Annotated in this window: 14 protein-coding genes and 1 other annotated feature; of the genes, 10 read left to right on the forward strand and 4 right to left on the reverse strand. The window is 49.5% G+C overall.

The annotated features are described in order from the left end of the window. The first annotated feature begins 24 nt into the window (after positions 1–24). Positions 25–738, forward strand: a complete 714-nt coding sequence (locus NSU01_RS13295; protein WP_039308926.1) for an ABC transporter ATP-binding protein — start codon at positions 25–27, stop codon at positions 736–738. Next, a complete protein-coding gene (locus tag NSU01_RS13300; RefSeq protein ID WP_076246712.1) occupies positions 731–2,329 on the forward strand; it encodes a hypothetical protein in 1,599 nt (532 codons plus the stop codon). The genes NSU01_RS13295 and NSU01_RS13300 overlap by 8 nt, the downstream gene beginning before the upstream one ends. Positions 2,330–2,632: 303 nt before the next feature. Here NSU01_RS13300 and NSU01_RS13305 read toward each other — a convergent pair whose 3' ends face one another. Both NSU01_RS13305 and NSU01_RS13310 read right to left on the reverse strand, forming a co-directional pair. Then, positions 2,633–3,454: a class I SAM-dependent methyltransferase gene (locus NSU01_RS13305; RefSeq protein ID WP_076246710.1), complete on the reverse strand. Its 822-nt coding sequence runs from the start codon at positions 3,452–3,454 to the stop codon at positions 2,633–2,635. A 95-nt stretch (positions 3,455–3,549) separates the two neighbouring features. Next, a complete protein-coding gene (locus NSU01_RS13310) occupies positions 3,550–4,548 on the reverse strand; it encodes a tryptophan--tRNA ligase (RefSeq protein ID WP_076246707.1) in 999 nt (332 codons plus the stop codon). A gap of 44 nt (positions 4,549–4,592) precedes the next feature. Beyond that, positions 4,593–4,851 (reverse strand) — a binding site (T-box leader). Positions 4,852–4,991: 140 nt separating this feature from the next. Between NSU01_RS13310 and NSU01_RS13315 the strand changes: the two genes are divergently transcribed. The 8 genes from NSU01_RS13315 to NSU01_RS13350 all read left to right on the forward strand — a co-directional run bounded on the left by NSU01_RS13315 (position 4,992) and on the right by NSU01_RS13350 (position 13,387). Then, complete coding sequence (locus NSU01_RS13315) at positions 4,992–5,867, forward strand: MerR family transcriptional regulator (protein ID WP_076246705.1); 876 nt, start codon at positions 4,992–4,994, stop codon at positions 5,865–5,867. A gap of 139 nt (positions 5,868–6,006) precedes the next feature. Continuing rightward, positions 6,007–6,492, forward strand: coding sequence for a GNAT family N-acetyltransferase (locus tag NSU01_RS13320; protein ID WP_042136040.1), 486 nt, complete (start codon positions 6,007–6,009; stop codon positions 6,490–6,492). A gap of 18 nt (positions 6,493–6,510) precedes the next feature. After that, positions 6,511–6,984, forward strand: a complete 474-nt coding sequence (locus NSU01_RS13325; protein WP_042136042.1) for a GNAT family N-acetyltransferase — start codon at positions 6,511–6,513, stop codon at positions 6,982–6,984. A 363-nt stretch (positions 6,985–7,347) separates the two neighbouring features. Further along, positions 7,348–8,286 carry a ring-cleaving dioxygenase gene (locus NSU01_RS13330; protein ID WP_076246702.1) on the forward strand — a complete coding sequence of 313 codons (939 nt, stop codon included), beginning with the start codon at positions 7,348–7,350 and terminating at the stop codon, positions 8,284–8,286. Positions 8,287–8,315: 29 nt separating this feature from the next. Then, a complete protein-coding gene (locus tag NSU01_RS13335) occupies positions 8,316–8,909 on the forward strand; it encodes a flavin reductase family protein (protein WP_076246699.1) in 594 nt (197 codons plus the stop codon). A gap of 298 nt (positions 8,910–9,207) precedes the next feature. Further along, a complete protein-coding gene (gene helD / locus NSU01_RS13340) occupies positions 9,208–11,625 on the forward strand; it encodes an RNA polymerase recycling motor HelD (protein WP_076246696.1) in 2,418 nt (805 codons plus the stop codon). A 44-nt stretch (positions 11,626–11,669) separates the two neighbouring features. Next, positions 11,670–12,413, forward strand: coding sequence for a hypothetical protein (locus NSU01_RS13345; protein ID WP_076246694.1), 744 nt, complete (start codon positions 11,670–11,672; stop codon positions 12,411–12,413). A 416-nt stretch (positions 12,414–12,829) separates the two neighbouring features. Continuing rightward, entirely contained in the window at positions 12,830–13,387 is a 558-nt protein-coding gene (locus NSU01_RS13350; RefSeq protein WP_042136051.1) for an AAA family ATPase, read from the forward strand. A 427-nt stretch (positions 13,388–13,814) separates the two neighbouring features. Here the strand turns inward: NSU01_RS13350 and NSU01_RS13355 are convergent, their stop codons facing one another. Continuing rightward, complete coding sequence (locus NSU01_RS13355; protein WP_076246688.1) at positions 13,815–14,780, reverse strand: hypothetical protein; 966 nt, start codon at positions 14,778–14,780, stop codon at positions 13,815–13,817. Then, positions 14,749–15,270 carry a sigma-70 family RNA polymerase sigma factor gene (locus tag NSU01_RS13360; protein WP_076246686.1) on the reverse strand — a complete coding sequence of 174 codons (522 nt, stop codon included), beginning with the start codon at positions 15,268–15,270 and terminating at the stop codon, positions 14,749–14,751. The genes NSU01_RS13355 and NSU01_RS13360 overlap by 32 nt, the downstream gene beginning before the upstream one ends. Positions 15,271–15,296: the final 26 nt, after the last annotated feature.

Here is a 15,296-nt window from a genome sequence, read left to right on the forward strand (position 1 = left end):
ACACCAATGAAGAGGTGAGAGAACATGCTGACGATTAAACATTTTACGAAGAGCTATAAGGGCGGGAAGAAGGCGGTAGATGACTTAAGCTTAGTGGTCGAACGGGGCGATATCTATGGCTTCATCGGACACAACGGGGCGGGCAAAACAACGACCATCCGCGCTGTAGTAGGTGTTCTTGATTTTGAAGAAGGGGAAATAGAAATTGATGGAATCTCCATTAAAAAAGATCCGGTAGCCTGCAAGGCGAATATTGCCTATATTCCGGATAACCCCGATCTGTACGATCATCTTACGGGCATCCAGTATTTGAATTTCATCGGCGATCTATTTCGAGTATCCAAGGCCAACCGTGAGCGGCTTATTCAAAAATACAGCGATGCCTTTCAGCTTACGGCTAATCTGGGCGATATGATCTCCTCGTATTCTCACGGGATGAAGCAGAAGCTTGCGATTATCTCTGCGCTTATTCATGAGCCGAAGCTGCTGGTGCTGGATGAACCTTTTGTAGGCCTGGATCCCAAAGCTGCGCATACGCTGAAAACCATCATGGCTGAGCTATGCAGCAGCGGCGGGGCGATCTTCTTCTCGACGCATGTGCTGGATACGGCAGAGAAGATTTGTAATAAGATCGCGATCATTAAGGCAGGCCAGCTCATTGCTCATGGCAGCACTGAAGAGGTGAAGGGCAAGAACAGCCTTGAGGAAGTATTCATGGAGCTGATCGACAATGATTAATATCTGGAGATTGACGAAGCTGCAGCTGCTGTCCTCCTTCGGGCTGAATAAAGCGCTGCATACGAAAGACCCGGCAGAGAGACGCAAGGCGCTGCTGCTCAGCATAACGATTATGGCCGGTGTGCTCATGATTGGGGCGTTCTCCTTCAGCTACAGCTTCATGATGGCGATGGCATTTGAAGAGCTGGGGCGGATGGATCTGCTGCTGGCGATTATGATGGCCGTTACTTCGATTGTCGGGTTCTTCACCACGGTCTATAAGGCCAGCGGGGTATTATTCAGCTATAAGGATTATGATATGATCATGTCGCTGCCGGTGAAGACGAGTCATGTGGTGGCAAGCCGTGTGCTTCAGCTGTATGTGATGAATCTGTTTTTTACACTGCTGGTTATGCTGCCTGCGGGTGCGGTGTATGCGATACAAGTGAATCCGGGAGTGCTGTTTTATCTGTTCTTTCTAATGACGCTCTTATTCATCACCTTGCTGCCGATTATAGCGGCAACGATCATTGCCGCACTCATCAGCTGGGTGTCTTCGAGATTTAGAGCAAGCAAGATGATTAGTGTAGTGTTCACTTTCGCCGTCCTTATTCTCTTCATGCTGGGTTCATTTAATCTGGATGGAGACCAGCAGGAGCTTGCTGATATGGGGGCAGGGCTGGGTGATGCGATCTTTAAGCTGTATCCCCTGGCGTCCGTGTATGTCGATGCGGTCTGCTCGTACCAAGTAAGTTCACTGATCTTCTTCATTGCCCTGTCTGTCCTTGCATTTGTACTCTTCTCCGCCGTGCTGGCAACCCGGTACAAAGCCATTCATACAGGCCTTATGACCAGCCGCTCAGGCAGCAAATATACCATGAAGCCGCTGCAGGCGAATTCTGCTTTTAAGGCGTTGTATCTCAAAGAGCTGCGCCGCTATTTCAGCTCAGCCAATTATGTGCTGAACACAGGCATCGGTATGGTTCTATTGCTGGTTATGTCGGTTTCCTTATTGTTCGTCAGCTCAGAGAAGCTTGGGGTCGTGCTCGACATTCCGCAACTATCGGAGTATTTGAGCACGCTGAGTCCGCTTGTGGTTTCTTTATTTGTGGTTCTGAGCTGCACTACGGCGAGTTCGATTTCGCTTGAAGGGAATCATTTGTGGATTTTACAAAGCTCGCCCGTCTCTAAACCCGCCATTATACTCAGCAAAGTAGCTGTGAATCTCACCATTACGCTACCGGTCATTGCCGTGAGCTGGGTGCTGCTTATCTATACACTGCGGACCGGATGGATGGAAAGTATATTAATGCTTGTGATCCCGGTGATCTACGCTTGTTATTCTGCCATGCTGGGCGTTATTGTGAACCTGAAGCTGCCTAAGCTGGACTGGACAAGTGAGGTAACAGCGATCAAGCAGAGCGCAGCGGTGCTGGTATCGATGATTCTGGGGTTCATCAGTCTGGTTGTTCCGGCCGCGCTGTTCATGCTGCTTCGTTCGGTGAATGGAAATCTCATCTTGCTGGGCTACGGTGTTATTATGGCAGCGGTCTGCGCCGGGATGTACAGATATATACGGATTAGCGGGGAACGGTTGTTTCTGAGGTTGTAGCCATTGTTGTCTTGAGCAGGATCAACGTGAGCACTTGGGTGGACGCTGCGCGAACGGACTGTTGTTCCAATCGCTGTTGTCCCCAGATTTTATTGATTCTCCTTAGCGGTGAAAATCCGGGGACAAAGGCGACCGCTGCCGCTTTTCCACAATCATTCCGTCCTCTCCGCTGTTTAAGCGGGAAACGATTTTATACAAAAGAAACCACTCTTAAAGTAGGATTAAACCTTTTAAAGAAGTGGTTTCTTTGTGCTGTCTATGACAATAGCTCACCAAGACTAAACGGAATGCTATAGTACTCTATTAAGGTTTGGTGCCGCAGGCCATAAAAAATAGCATCATCGCATGCGCATCCGGGGAATGGTCGAATTGTTCATAGGCTCTGTTCAATTCCTCATACTCATATTCCGTAATGATCCCTTTCTTATAGAACCCGGTGAACCGGTTAATATCAAATTGACGTTTGAAGCCTTCTATACCATGCAGATCGCTATGCTGGAGGATGGCATCCATATCTACATCTGTATAGCCGGAGCCGGATAACAGGCGCGGCAGGCTTCGGCCGATATTGCGGTTACCGCCTCTTGAAGCCTGCTGCTGGACCAGCTTTTGGATAATAGCAGGCATAACTCGGATCTCAGGCTCGATTGCCCCGAAGACACCGTCGTCCACATCAATAATGACTAATTTGCCGCCTGGTTTGAGGACACGTCTAAGCTCTGCTGCTGCCTGCTGCGGGTTATGTAGATGAAGAAAGATTAAACGGGCAATAACAAAATCGTATTGATTGTCGGGCAGTCCAGTCTCATACACCGAAGCATGGGCGAAGGTAAGCCGTGATTCGGGGATGTGGCTTAACCTGAGCTTAGCCTCTTCTAGTAAAGCATCATCGATATCAAGGGCTGTGATTTCACTGTGCGGGAAATGCTCCAGCAATTGGGCGGTAACGAATCCCGGACCTGCACCGGCCTCCAGAACCTTCATCCCGTCTGCCAATCCGAATTGCTGCAAGGTGCGGTACTCTTTGTTCCAGCCCATCGAAGCCTGTTCCTGCAGGCGCAGCAGTTCTGATTCTGCCCCGTTACTGACATTCTGGAAATTATACGTGGAGTTACGTACGTTCATAGCTATTGCCTCCCAACCGGCTATTTGTAAAAGTTTGAATTTGATAATTTTACCATACCGTCCGTTTGAGTTAAACTCCGCTCCAGGGAGCTTATTTAAAAACGCCCGATCTTCGCTTTGACCTGCGCAAGCAGAGGAGCAGCTATGGCTCTTGCCTTCCGGGCACCTTCACTCAAGATCGCGTCGATCTGCTCTGGCGCTGCCATGAACTCATTGTATTTCTTCCGGGGTTCATCCAGAGCAGCATTAATCACCTGGAACAGCTCCTGTTTGGCCTCACCCCAGCTAATGCCGCTTAGATATTGCTTCCTGAAATCCTGTACTTGAGAGGGAGCCGCAAACTCTTTGTACAGCAAGAAAATATTTGACGTATCCGGGTCTTTCGGCTCCTGGGGAGGCGTAGAGTCCGTTTTGATTTTGCTGATCAGCTTCTTCAGGTTTTCTGGTGTTTCGAACAGCGGAATCGTATTATTGTAGCTTTTGCTCATCTTCCGCCCGTCCAGCCCTGGAATCACGGATGTGTTCTCATCGACCCTATAATCAGGGAGCTTGAAGGTATCTCCATAAATCCGGTTAAAGCCCTCGGCAATATCTCTGGCGATCTCCACATGCTGAATCTGGTCCTTACCGACAGGGACCTTGTCAGACTGGAACAGCAGAATGTCCGCAGCCATCAGCACCGGATAAGTGAACAGGCCCATATTGACTCCTGCATCTGCATCCACGCCTAATTGAATATTTTGTTCATGAATGGCTTTGTACGCATGGGCTCGGTTCATTAGACCTTTGGAAGTCAGACAAGATAGAATCCAGTGAAGCTCGAAGATCTCCGGCACATCAGATTGCCGATAAAAGACTACCCGCTCCGGGTCCAGTCCCAGTGCCAGCCATGTAGCTGCGATACCGTAAGACAGATCACGAAACTCGTCTCTGTCCTGAATGAAAGTTAATCCATGATAGTCAGCGATAAAATAAAGTGCAGTACAATCACCGGCCCCGGCGAGTTGCAGGGCAGGCTTGATTGCTCCGATGTAGTTTCCCAGATGGACTTTGCCCGTAGGCTTAATTCCGGTTAATACAATTTCCTTACTCATGTTATCCCTCCGTTTATGTAATCAAAAAGGGGTCCTCTCATCCTGAAAAGGACGAGAGAACCCCGTGGTACCACCTTAATTAGCCCGGATTATGATCCGGACCCGCTTAAACGTATCGCGACATCGCTATATGCCCTGAATACGCGTCTCTTGTAACGATGAGACCTTCGCCAAAGCCTACTTCCTGAAGGTTCGGTTTGGATGCTCAGAAGCCCACTTCGGCATAATCCCTACACTGATTCGCAGCAATCATCAGCTCTCTGGAGTATTCGTTATGCGTACTCTCTTCGTCATTGCAAAGTTGTATACTATTGTATTACTGTATTTTTACAATACATGCGGGCGAAAGTCAATTTTTATTATTGGATTTATGGAAACACCCCTTGAATTTGACGCGGCGTCAAGTGATACGATAGCTATGAGATCTCAGAGAGGAGAGCGAAATGAACAGATCTGTTGCTATACAAGAAATGTCGGAGCAGCTTGGGCTGACGAGCCGCACGCTGCGCCACTGGGAAGCGGAAGGGTTATTCCAAAGCGGTAGAGATGTTTCCTCGGGATGGCGTGTCTACGATGAACATGCGCTGGCATGTATTCGGATCACGGCAGTGCTGCGGAAGATGGACATACCGATCAAAGAAATAAAGTCAGTGATTATTGCGAATTCAGTAGCCGGGCTTAGCAAAGTCATAGTGAATAAACTGAATTCTATCAGGAAGCAAAGGGAAGAGATAGGGGTTGTTGAACGGCAGTTAAACCGGGTCCTGGAATACCTTGAGCGGCAGAACGAAGGCAAGCTGGACTTGGATAATATTCTTACCGAGACGGAGGCTGTATTTATGAGCAGTTTAACGGAACCGCATGTATTCAAAATTATCGATTTACCTCCCATGAGAGTGGCTTTTCATATTGTTGTGGACGCAGCTCCCGAAGACAAAGCGATGGGCTTTTTAATGGACTGGCTGAAGTCAGCGAACCTGCTGGGTACGGCGCGGCTCTTCGGTGGTAATATGAAGCCCATGCCAAGCAGTGCGGGCAAACCCTATGGTTACGGGATGTGTGCGTCAATTCCAGCGGCCGTCGTTGTTCCAGAGCCTTTCAAGGAAATGCAGCTGCCGGGAGGATTGTATGCCATGCTTGGTAGCAGTGACGACATCGGCGGTTCCTGGAAAAGTCTGATGAATCAATTATCGCAAAGCAAGAAGTACCGTTCAGATCGCGGAAGGCTCTGCCTCGAAGAGCATATCCGTAACGATCATCCGGAGGGCAGCGGCAACCTGTATGATCTGAACCTTCTGGAGCCGGTAAAGGCGAAATAAGTGTAAACAGGCGGGCTTCCTTAGTGAAGTTCTGCCTGTTCGCGTCCAATCACTTACATGCAATATGTCATGGTAGAATGATGTAATTCAATGTAATGTTTGGAAGTGAATTAAAGAGGAGCTGGCGAGGAGGCGAGGCATGGGTATTGAATTTAAGAAGGTGAGCAGTTTTCAACGGGGAATATTGTTTGAATTATTGAAAGATGCCTATGCCTTTGATTGCCGGTATGAGCAAAGCTGCCTTGCTGAATGGCGGGAATTTGATAACTTTTTCTTTGACAATCCGCCGATTGCAGATAAATACGGGTTCATCACAACGCTGCATGATGAAGCTGTCGGCTTCGTTTCCTGGGACCCGAGGAACCTGCCTGAGGTTGCGGAAATCGGCCATAACTGCATTGCTTCAGCCCACAAAGGTAAAGGTTACAGTAAAATGCAGCTGCAAGAAGCAGTGAATAGAATCCTCCAAAATGAAGTCCGGAAAATTATTGTAACAACAAATGATGATCTGGTTCCTGCCCGGCGGATGTATGAGAGTATCGGATTCACCATGTATCAGACAAGGCCGAATCAACATATTGCAGGGATGGTCGGCGAACACTTGGATTATGTATATTTTGTATAAAATCTGGAGGTACATAGGATGGAAGTTACTTTAAGTAAAGCGGTAGCAGAAGATGCGGCAGCGATTCATGAGATGCAGACCCGGGCATTCCTGCCCTTGCTCGAGAAATATCAGGATTATGGTACGAACCCTGCTAATGAGACTGTAGACAGAGTAGTGGAGCGGCTCAATCAAGCTTGTGTAGATTATTACATCATCCGGAATGCGGGTGTTGCGGCAGGCAGTATCAGAGTCAAGAAGACAGATGAGCAGAAATATTGGCTCGGCCAAATATTTATCTTGCCGGAATATCAAGGTCAAGGCATTGCCCAGCAAGTTTTCAATCAGATTGAGCGCATCTATGCTGACGCCAAGTCTTGGGGGCTGGCTACCATCGTGCAAGAGGAAAGAAACTGCTACTTGTATGAGAAGCTGGGTTACAGAAGAACAGGTGAGACCAAAGAGATCAATGACAAGCTGACTTTGTGCTTCTATGAAAAAACGCTTATTTAAGGCTCACGTTATAAAACTATAAAATGCTGTATATATTGCAACTTTGATTCATAAATACCTAAGTATTCGAGGGGATTGTTGTATGAAATGCAGGAATTATCTCTTTCAGCGGCTTGGAGGAGGCGGAATGCTGCATTCCGTACAACAATTTTCGATTATGGACGTTTTTGGGAGGAGAATGTTGTATTTTGTGCAGGATTGTAAATAGTAAGAGAGATAGACAAGTGCTTGACAAGCGGAATAATAAAAAGTAAAGTGAGAATATAAATTATCTTAACTTAAAGATAATATTTAACCTAATATCTTAAAGTAAAGATAAAATATTAATCTAAGCTAACCAAATTTAATTAGGAGTGAATTTAAATGAACAAACAAACTATGGGCATTCATCATATCACCGCAATTGTCGGCCATCCGCAGGAAAATATGGATTTTTATGCAGGTGTGCTGGGACTCCGGCTGGTTAAGCAAACGGTCAATTTCGACGATCCGGGAACATATCACTTCTACTTCGGCAACAATGGCGGCAAGCCGGGGACGATTATTACTTTCTTCCCGTGGGCAGATGCATATCAGGGTAAAATCGGCGGGGGGCAGGTCGGCGTTACTTCATATGTGATTCCGGTAGGGGCGATGGCTTTCTGGAGAGAAAGACTGACGAAGTTCAAGGTTGCTTTTACCGAAATGGAGCGGTTTGGCGAGCAGTATCTGGAATTCGATGATCCCCACGGTCTTCATCTCGAACTGGTGGAACGGGAGGCTGGAGAGCGTAACGAATGGACCTTCGGCGGGGTAACTCCGGAGGTTGCGATCAAGGGCTTCGGTGGTGCGACACTGCTGTCCACGCATCCGGAGCAGACTGCTGAGCTGCTGGAGAAGGTGATGGGACTTACATTCGCAGGACAAGAAGGCGATATCGCCCGTTACCATTCCACTGCGGACCTCGGAAATGTGGTTGAACTGAAGGTAACAGCGGTACAGCGCGGCGAAATGGGTGTCGGCACCGTGCATCATATTGCCTGGAGAGCGAAGGATGACCAGGATCAGCTTGAATGGCAGGAATATGTGCATGATAATGAATATGGAGTAACGCCTGTTCAGGACCGGAATTACTTCAATGCTATTTACTTCAGAGAGCATGGGGAGATCCTGTTTGAGATCGCTACTGATCCTCCTGGCTTCGCCCATGACGAAACGCCGGAAACGATGGGCAGCCACCTGATGCTGCCGGCACAATATGAGCCGCACAGAGAACAGCTTGAGCAGGTATTGCTGCCTTTTACCGTAAGAGCAGTAGATTAACCGACTTTCAGAGAAGAGGGGATGCTAAGATGATTTCAATTGATCCACTGCAGAATAGCGAGCGGGATAATTATAAGCTTCTGACCGGGAGTATTATCCCGCGGCCGATTGCTTTTGTGACGACGATGTCGGGAGAGGGGATTTTGAATGGTGCGCCGTTCAGCTACTTCAATATTGTTTCCTCCAACCCGCCGATGATCTCCATTTCGATTCAGCATGCTGCGGGCCAGTCCAAGGATACGGCGCGGAATATTATGCAGACGAAGGAGTTTGTCGTTCATATTGTGGATCAGCAGAATGTCGGGCAGGTGAATATCACCGCAGCGCCCCTGCCACCGGACCAGAGTGAAGTTGCTTTAGCCGAACTGACGCCTGTAGATAGCCTGCAGATTACTGTTCCGGGGGTTAAGGAAGCGAAGGTGCGGATGGAATGTACACTTGAGCATTGCCTGGAGCTGCCTAATAATGACCTGATTATCGGCAGGATTGTACAGTTTCATATCGATGAGGATATTTATAATCAGGGGAGAATTGATCCGGTACAGCTGGGAGCGGTAAGCCGCCTGGCAGGGAATAATTATGCGGGGATTGGTGAGGTTTTTACCATAGAGCGCCCGGTTTAAGGCTGTGCTGGTAAACAGGCAGCCGTAGGAAGTCTGTTATACTCAGTTTCTTATATCTGAACAACAAAACCCTGGCGCAAGCGCCAGGGTTAATTATGTATCGGGAAGTATTGCATACAAAGAAGTAATATGTTAATGTTAAAGAACTGTTGACTTTTTTAAAAAAGAACGGAGGTAATGCATCTTACTTATATTTTAATTATAGCAAATGGACATCCGGTTTGTCAACCCGCCAGTTTGGGATTATTGCAGCGGGGAAGATAAGGAATATCATTCAAGAAAAGGGAGTGGTCGGGTGATGGAGAAGATAAGCAGCTGGGAGCAGGAACAGGAGTGGCTGGAGCAGGTAAAAGAAAAGCTGAAATCGGGGATTGCTAACCTGGAGCCGGAGGTTGGCCGGTTAAAGGAGCAGGCAACAGATATCCGCAAAAGATTCTGGGAAGAGGTAACGGTGAATACCAGCACCCAGGAAGACTTTGAAGAGAGCTTCTTTACCATAACTCAGCAGGATGCCGTCTTATCTGAGCGGGAACGCAGCCACGCGCGGAAGCTGCAGCAGTGGAAGAATATGAAGCGGCTGCTGCCGTCCCCTTATTTCGGGCGGATTGATTTTCATGAGGATGGGCAAAGTGCTGAAGAACTGGTCTATATCGGGGTCTCCTCCTTCGTCGATACAGACGGACTGAGCTTTGTGGTCTATGACTGGCGTACTCCAATTGCGAGCCTGTACTATGACTATCCGCCGGGAAAAGCAGCCTTCGACACACCGGGAGGACGGATCAGCGGAACAATGAGTCTGAAGCGGCAGTACCAGATCCGTAACGGCCAGCTTCAGCATCTGTTCGATGCGAATGTAACGATCGGCGACGAATTGCTGCAGCAGGTGCTCGGCAAGGGTGCGGATGCCCAAATGAAAAGTATCGTGGCAACCATCCAGGCGGAGCAGAATGCGATCATCCGCAACGATAACAGCCAGATGCTCATTGTGCAGGGAGCCGCCGGCAGCGGCAAAACATCAGCAGCGCTGCAGCGTGTAGCTTACCTGCTGTATAAACACCGCGAGCGGCTATCGGCGGATCAGATCGTGCTGTTCTCCCCTAACCCGATGTTCAACAGCTATGTGTCTACTGTTCTTCCCGAACTGGGTGAAGAGAATATGCAGCAGACGACTTTTCAGGAATATCTGGAAACTTGGCTAAGTCCGGAATTCCGGCTTGAAGATCCGTTTGATCAGATTGAATATGTATTGACCGGGGAGCAGGACAGGAGTTATGGCTCCCGCCTTCAGGCTATTGAATATAAGGCATCGGAAGCCTTCCTCCGGGCACTTCAGGGCTATTCGCAGTGGCTCAAGCAAGAGGGCATGCTGTTTAACGACATCTGTTTCCGGGACCGCGTGCTGATCTCAGGAGAGCAGATCAAGACCAGGCTGTATAGCTATGATCCTTCGATTCGTCTGCCGAACCGCGTCACCCTGGTGCAGAAATGGCTGCTGGAAGAGCTGGCCAGACTACAAAAGGAAGAGCAGGGAGCGTCCTGGGTAGAGGAGGAGATGAATTACCTCGATAATGAGCAATACGCTAAGGTATACGGCATGCTGCACAGAGAGAAGGGGGTGTTTGACTTTGCCGAGAAATACCTCCGGCTTCAGGAAATGCTGGTGCACAAGCGCGAGCTGGATGAGAGTGATTTTGATTACGCCGAACGTGAGGAAGAGCTGCTGGGCCAGATGATCGTGAAGGAGCAGTTCAGACCTCTGAGACGGGGAATCAAGCGGTTCACATTTATCGACATGAGCGGGTTATACCGCCAGCTGTTCACTGATGAACGGGCCTACAGGGAAATGACAGGTGAAGCGGAGGTGCCGGAGCTTTGGCCGGAAATCTGTGCGCAGACGAAGGAGAAGCTGAGCGGGCAGGAACTCTTTTATGAAGATGCGACACCCTATCTGTATTTAAAAGAGCTGATCGAAGGCGTCCGGACGAACACGCAGGTGCGGCATATTTTCGTTGATGAGGGCCAGGACTACTCCATGTTCCAGTATGAGTTTCTCAAAAAGCTGTTTCCCCGCGCCCGTATGACGGTTCTTGGTGATTTCGGCCAGGCAATCTTCACCCAGGCGACGAATTTGTCAGGTGCGGGTTCACCGCTGGTTCAGCTGTATGGAGAGGCGGAGACTACGCAGTATCAGCTGGTCCGGAGCTACCGGTCAACTTATGAGATCGTGGAGTTCACGAAGCCGCTGTTGCCCGGCGGTGAGGCGATAGTCCCTTTTGAGCGGAGAGGCAGAAAGCCTGTTCTAACTAAGCTGGAGAGCCATGAGATGAAGGCGGAACGCATAGTGAAAGATCTTGCCACGCTTCAGGCGGAAGGGTACACTTCAATTGCCGTGATTACGAAGACTGCGGCTGAGAGTATAGAAGCTTATAAGAAGTTGACCGCTGGAGGCGCCGCTGAGCTGCGGCTAATCACGAAGAACACGCCTACTTTTGAGAAAGGGGTACAGGTGATTCCTGCTTATCTGGCCAAAGGCGTGGAGTTCGACGCTGTGCTGATCTATGATGCTTCCCCGCAGACGTACCGGAGGGAGAACGAGCGGAAGCTTTTTTATACCGCATGTACACGGGCGATGCATGTGCTTCAGCTGTACACGACGGGGGAATGGACGCCTTTCATCCGGGAGGAAGACCCGGCATTGTATGAACTGGCGGAGTGATAAGCGCAGGTTATACCCTGAGATTTCTTGAAAGGAGTGGATGCATGCTTATTTCCAGTCATTTGAACAAGTATAAACAGACGATTCTTGGGCTCCCGGAAGATAAAATGCTGTCCAAAGCGGAATTGCTGGCCAGTGACTTGCTCATGAAGCGCAGCGGCCTGCTTGAAATGTATTATGCTCCGCACAACGAGTATGTCAATCCTGCTGCCAAAGTAGTGATTATCGGAATTACGCCCGGATGGACACAAATGAGAATAGCGCTGCAGGCAGCCAAAGCCGGCCTTAAGGCCGGACTCTCCGATGAGGCAGTGTGCAGGCTGGCGAAGGAAGCGGCCGGCTTTGCCGGAACCATGAGAACCCATCTAATTGACATGCTGGACGCGCTTGAACTGCACCGATATCTGGGTGCCGGATCTTGCGGAGATTTGTTTCAGGATCAGCATGAGCTGCTGCACACCACTTCTCTGCTGCGGTTTCCGGTTTTTGTGGCGGGGAATAATTATAACGGAACCCATCCCCCTCTGCTGACCAACCCTTTTCTGAACCAGACTGTCTTACGCTCATTGCAAGATGAACTCAGTCTCATGAATCAGCCGTTAATCATACCTCTGGGCAAAAATGTAGAGCAGGTGCTTCAGCGGCTGGTAGCGGACGGGATGCTGGATGCACGAGACTGTCTATGGGGATTCCCTCATCCTTCCGGCGCCAACGGACATCGACATAAGCAGTTTGCCAGCCATCAGGAGTCCATGCGAAATAAGATACGTGCACTTAGCGGTAAATGAAGAACGCTCTGAATGCCATATCATAGAGAAAATATGAACAGTAACCGACCGGCTGCGCTGCAGCTGGTTTTTTATTATATGTGTTTCCGCGCCTCATTGGTTGCTGGGAGACCTGGGATTCTTCAGACAATGTGGCTTAAATGTTGTACGTAATGCAACTTGGCTAGCCAGAAACCTAGGTGTTTGGACAGATTGTTGTATGAAATACAAGATTTATTCCTTTAAACCGCTTGCAGGAGGAGAAATCTTGCCTTTTGTACAACAATTTTGGATTTAAGCCGGGATCTCGAGGGAAATGTTGTATTATGTGCAGGATTGTTTATGGCGGGAATACCTTAAATCATTCCCGGCATATGAACGGTCCTCAAACACCGGTATGATTAAGCTGTTTCGGAATACCTAAAGGGAGCGGGATTATGAAAGCGAAATTGCCATTATTCATTATCACTGGAGCCAGCGGCGTGGGAAAGACTACGGTTATGCACGAACTGAGAGGGCGGATGCCTGAATTTGTGCTGTTCAGCACGGATAACGATAATTTCGGGACAACGGCTGGGAAGCTGGAATATCAGGACCGGTATAACGTGCTGCTGCACTGTGCCCATGCGGTCGCCATGTCGGGAAGAGGGACCATTATATGTGGAACGTTCATGCCCTGGGATGCCAGGAAATGTGATGTCTACAGTACATTTAGTGAACTGCACTTTATTAATCTGCACTGTGATGATTCTACCCGGAACAGCCGCCTGCGTACCCGTGAAGATGCAGCGATGTGGAATGACGGTATGCTGAAGCGGCATGAAGAGTTCGCCCGGTGGCTGCTTGAGCATGCGGATACAGATTATGATCCGCCGATGCCTACGTTTGACTCGACTTCTACGCCGCCAGCCCTGCTGGCGGAGCAGATCAAGGAATACATTGGGTTAAAATGGCATGAGAGCGTTGGTGAGGAGAAGAAGGGGACGGGTGTATGAACGTGAAACTGGAGGCTCCCAGGAGTTCATCTGTCCGGTTTATAATGCAACGGGAAGATAGAAAGGAGCCAACGGACAAATTGCCGTTGGCTCTAAAAGTTTTTGCACCCGATAAGGTGAATGGAGTGAATTGGATAAGCGCAGAGGGGAGGGGAAGCGGAATTAGTTGGATTTCCTCCACTTGCTGATGAACGAATGGCAGCATCTAAACCAACAGTTGGAAAAATAACACTTAAATCTGCCCATTTCATCCACAGTAGCGAAAACTAACTAGATTAGATGCTGTTTTTCCACTTGCTTCCGTATATCCCGCGGAACTGGGCTAATTAAGATACCTTTATCCACTTGTTTGCCGCTGAAGAGGTAATTCAGGGGTAAAAGTGCACCTGATTCTGGTGGAAGTGGGCTGATGCCCGTAAGCAGCAGCTTAAGGATTCATGCTGTTCCACAGCGCCTGGAAAGCGCCGGATTCGACCTCGAAGAATACCGGAGCATTGCCGTAGCGTACCAGTCCCTGGCCGAACAGGGTCAGCTCCACCCGGGCCTTGTCATCCAGCTGAAGGTAGATGATCTTGCGGTCTTCGCTGTCATAGATGCCTTGCTCCGTCAGCGGCTCTGCTGCCAGTGGTTTGGCGGCATTAAGTGCGCTCAGGAAGCCATCCAGCGCGACACCCTCCGGCAGCGGCAGATACTGCTGCTGGCCATTATTCCAGCTGCTGAAGCTCTCCCACTGGGCGGAGGCAATGCGGCCTTCCAGATTCAGCTTGCCGAACAAATCAGCGCCGCTGCTTACAGTAATACCATTCGTGTGTTCATACAGCTCCGCATATACCTGGCCGTCAATCTCCGTATAGGACATCAGCAGGAATCCGGAATCGTATCCCTTTACGGCATAGATATCCGCTTCGCCAATATTGGAGGCCAGCTCGATATAGTCATCCTTGCCGCTCCATTCATCAATGCCGCCGGACGTCCGGCCCAGCTTCTCGCCGCGCAGTGCTGCAGCATCAGCCGCATCGATACGGGTCGCCGCTTGAGTATAGATGTTGCCCTTATATACGACAAGGGCGATCATATCTGCTGAAACACCGGAGCTTTTATCCGGCAGCTCTATCTTGGGAATGACGATGCTGGCGGAAGTACCCGCAGCAGGTGTGCCCGGGTCTACCTGAGCCACTTGACCCGGGGAGGCCGTTCCATTCAGCTGCTGCATAATGCTTGGTCCGGCTAAGCCGATTCCGGCGGCGAGCAGTACGCTTGCTGCCACATAGACCATTTTACGCGGACGGCGTTTCTGCTCCATTTTATCGGTTAATCCTTGTTTCATGGTTTCACTGGATTTCATTGAATTCACCGCTTTCTTATAGTTTGTGCGAAAATCTTCTTCCTTCACTCGGGTCCGCTCCTTCCAGCTCCAGTTTTAACAGCTGACGTCCCCGCTGAAGTCTCATCTTCACGGCAGACTCGCTGATTTGCAGAATCCTGCTGATTTCCTGGATGGGGTAATCCTCGTAATAATACAGATGGATCACCGTTTTATACTTTACCGGCATCGCCAGCACAAGCTGCAGGATCGCCATATCCTCGGGGGTGTCGGCCGCAACCGGCTCAATACCCTCCAGCTTGACTTCGCGCTTGCGCCAGCCTCTGCCCAGCAGATTATTACAATGATTGGTGATTACCCGGATCAGCCATGCCTTCTGATGTTCGTCATCCTTAAATGCGGGAGCTTTCTCCATCAGCTTGATGAAGGTGTCCTGCGTGGCTTCTTCGGCATCCTGGCGGCTGCCCAGATGGATCAGGGCAATCCGGAACAGCATATCTGAGTAGACCTCGTAACTTTGTATCACATGATTGCCCGGCCGGGTCATGGGTTGCTGCATGAGGTTATGCCCTCCTTTACCTATAA

Source organism: Paenibacillus sp. FSL H8-0259 (genome assembly GCF_037963255.1).
GTDB lineage: Bacteria > Bacillota > Bacilli > Paenibacillales > Paenibacillaceae > Paenibacillus_AQ > Paenibacillus_AQ phytohabitans.

Coding starts and splice junctions, on each gene's coding strand:
- NSU01_RS13350 (WP_042136051.1), top strand. CDS start 12,830: ATGAAAGCGAAATTGCCATTATTCATTATCACTGGAGCCAGCGGCGTG.
- NSU01_RS13300 (WP_076246712.1), top strand. CDS start 731: ATGATTAATATCTGGAGATTGACGAAGCTGCAGCTGCTGTCCTCCTTC.
- NSU01_RS13335 (WP_076246699.1), top strand. CDS start 8,316: ATGATTTCAATTGATCCACTGCAGAATAGCGAGCGGGATAATTATAAG.
- NSU01_RS13315 (WP_076246705.1), top strand. CDS start 4,992: ATGAACAGATCTGTTGCTATACAAGAAATGTCGGAGCAGCTTGGGCTG.
- NSU01_RS13305 (WP_076246710.1), bottom strand. CDS start 3,454: ATGAACGTACGTAACTCCACGTATAATTTCCAGAATGTCAGTAACGGG.
- NSU01_RS13360 (WP_076246686.1), bottom strand. CDS start 15,270: ATGCAGCAACCCATGACCCGGCCGGGCAATCATGTGATACAAAGTTAC.
- NSU01_RS13310 (WP_076246707.1), bottom strand. CDS start 4,548: ATGAGTAAGGAAATTGTATTAACCGGAATTAAGCCTACGGGCAAAGTC.
- NSU01_RS13330 (WP_076246702.1), top strand. CDS start 7,348: ATGAACAAACAAACTATGGGCATTCATCATATCACCGCAATTGTCGGC.
- NSU01_RS13345 (WP_076246694.1), top strand. CDS start 11,670: ATGCTTATTTCCAGTCATTTGAACAAGTATAAACAGACGATTCTTGGG.
- helD (WP_076246696.1), top strand. CDS start 9,208: ATGGAGAAGATAAGCAGCTGGGAGCAGGAACAGGAGTGGCTGGAGCAG.
- NSU01_RS13295 (WP_039308926.1), top strand. CDS start 25: ATGCTGACGATTAAACATTTTACGAAGAGCTATAAGGGCGGGAAGAAG.
- NSU01_RS13320 (WP_042136040.1), top strand. CDS start 6,007: ATGGGTATTGAATTTAAGAAGGTGAGCAGTTTTCAACGGGGAATATTG.
- NSU01_RS13325 (WP_042136042.1), top strand. CDS start 6,511: ATGGAAGTTACTTTAAGTAAAGCGGTAGCAGAAGATGCGGCAGCGATT.